Genomic DNA, 2,355 nt, shown 5'->3' on the forward strand with positions numbered 1-2,355 from the left:
CCAATGGAGCTTTTGGTGTTTATTTGTTTAGCCGTTGGTATTTTTCCTAATTTAACTATAGGACCTATTTTAGATAACGCGGTCGTGTCTGTTTTAGGATCAATGACAATCCCTTATAGTTTAGCCGTTTGGCATGGGTTGAATACTCCATTAGTGATGAGTTTTGTTGCGTTATTAGGAGGCGGATTGCTCTACGCTGTCGGGCACCGTTATTTTTTATCCTGTGATGATGGAGCACCTTTTTTTCGTCACTTAAATGGACCGCGTATTTTTGAACGTATTCTCGTGATTATTTCTTGGAAATGGGCACGTGCGGTGGAATCTATTTTATCAACACGCCGCTTGCAGATACAGTTGCACTGGATTTTTTGGGTGTGTTTTGCATTTGTTGGTCTTTTACTTTGGTGCGATGGTTTCATTTCAGCGGGGGCGTTACCGCTTTTTCCAGTTGATATTCCTTTTCTTGCTCTTTGGTTAGTCGGCGGATTATGTGCGCTTTTAGTTGCTTGGCAAGCAAAGTTTCATCGTCTTGCATCACTCATGTTGTCGGGGGGAGCTGGTTTGATGACTTGTGCAACCTTTTTATGGCTTTCTGCTCCTGATTTAGCAATAACACAATTAGTTGTTGAGGTTGTTACAGTCGTCTTATTATTGCTTGGTTTACGGTGGTTGCCTAAACGTTTGCATAATCCTACACCAACGCCTGTTCGTTTTTTCGTGCGCTTGCGTCGTATCCGTGATTTCATCATAGCCCTTGTGGGAGGTGCTGGTGTAGCATGGCTCTCTTTTGCAGTGATGACACGTCCTCAAGGTACGACGATTTCTGATTTTTTTCTCACCAAGGCTTACTCTGATGCTGGTGGTCGCAATGTTGTGAATGTGTTGTTGGTTGATTTCCGTGGTTTTGATACTATGGGAGAAATTGTCGTTTTGGGTGTTGTTTCTCTCACTGTTTTTGCCCTTTTACGGCGGTTTCGTCCTGCCCCTGAAAGTATTGATGCACCTTTTCAACAACGTGTTCAAAAAGCCTTTGATATGGCACAGCCTAATCGAAATGTGGGAGATACAGTGTTGAATTATTTAGCTGTTCCTGCTGTTATTATGGGTTGGCTCTTTCCGATTATTATCGCTTTTGCTGTTTATTTATTCATGCGAGGGCATGATCTGCCAGGAGGTGGATTTGTTGGTGGTATTACTTTGGCGATAGGATTTATTTTACAATATCTTGCACGCGATATTCGGTGGGTGGAAACGCATTTGAGAGTTTTACCTTTGCGTTGGATGGGCTTTGGCTTATTGTTGTCAGTCGTAACGGGGATGGGCTCTTGGTTTTTTGGATATCCTTTTTTAACATCCTTTTTTCGATATATTCATTTTCCGTTAATTGGAAAAGTTCCCATGGCATCTGCTTTTTTGTTTGATTTTGGTGTGCTTTCTCTTGTGTTAGGAGCAACTGTTCTCATTTTAATTGCACTTGCACACCAGTCAATTCGGAGTTACCGAATCGGGAAGAAACCTGTTTTGAAAGAGAAGGAAAATTAATGGAAATTGTTCTTTCTTTAGGTATTGGTATTCTTGTTGGATCAGGAATTTGGCTTATTTTACGTCCACGCACTTTTCAAGTCATTCTTGGTTTGTCTTTGATTTCCTATGGTGTCAATCTTTTTATGTTTTCAATGAGTAGACCGCGTAGTAATGCTGCGCCAATTGTTGATCCTACTGCTGTTATTAATCCAGCTAATTATGTCGATCCTCTCCCTCAAGCTTTAGTTTTAACTGCGATTGTGATTGGTTTTGCAACGACAGCTTTATTTTTAGTTATTCTCTTGGTTTCACGCGGTTTAACGGGTTCAGATCACGTTGATGGACGTGAGGTGCAGTGATGGAAGTAGGGGTGCATCATCTCCTTATTTTGCCTATTCTTTTGCCGTTAATCACTGGAGCTGCTCTACTTTTCTATGATGAACGGCGTTCGAAATTTAAATCATTGATTAGTCTTTTTTCGGCGGGATTGTCGGTCGTTATTGCTATTTTATTAATTATACGTACTCTTGAAATAGCGCCGGCTTGTGATGTTTATCGGCTTGGCAATTGGCCCTCTTCCTTCGGAATTGTTTTGGTCCTTGATCGTTTAAGCGCCATGATGCTTTTACTTTCAAGCTTGTTGGTGACTAGCGTACTGGTTTTTGCGCGGGCTTATTGGTACAAAGCGGGTTCTCATTTTCAGTCACTGATGCAATTTTTTATGGTGGGGATAAATGGCGCTTTTTTGACCGGTGATTTATTTAATTTATTTGTATTTTTTGAAGTTATGTTAACGGCTTCCTATGGGCTTGCTTTGCATGGTTCTGGTCA

General features: G+C 41.2%; 2 protein-coding genes and 1 pseudogene. All 3 read left to right on the forward strand.

Annotated features, from left to right (window positions below; genetic code table 11):
- The coding region (mbhE, locus tag ACFIKE_RS09605) for a hydrogen gas-evolving membrane-bound hydrogenase subunit E (RefSeq protein WP_375649604.1) at nt 1-1,542 on the forward strand (1,542 nt) is incomplete at its 5' end.
- Nucleotides 1,542-1,883, forward strand: coding sequence for a Na+/H+ antiporter subunit C (locus tag ACFIKE_RS09610; protein ID WP_375626088.1), 342 nt, complete (start codon nt 1,542-1,544; stop codon nt 1,881-1,883). The genes mbhE and ACFIKE_RS09610, both read left to right, overlap by 1 nt.
- Nucleotides 1,883-2,355 (forward strand): annotated as a pseudogene (locus tag ACFIKE_RS09615) (cation:proton antiporter); the annotation flags it as partial. The gene ACFIKE_RS09610 and the pseudogene ACFIKE_RS09615, both read left to right, overlap by 1 nt.

It is taken from the genome of Bartonella sp. MU70NMGDW, assembly GCF_042194085.1.
Classification (GTDB): Bacteria; Pseudomonadota; Alphaproteobacteria; order Rhizobiales; family Rhizobiaceae; genus Bartonella; species Bartonella grahamii.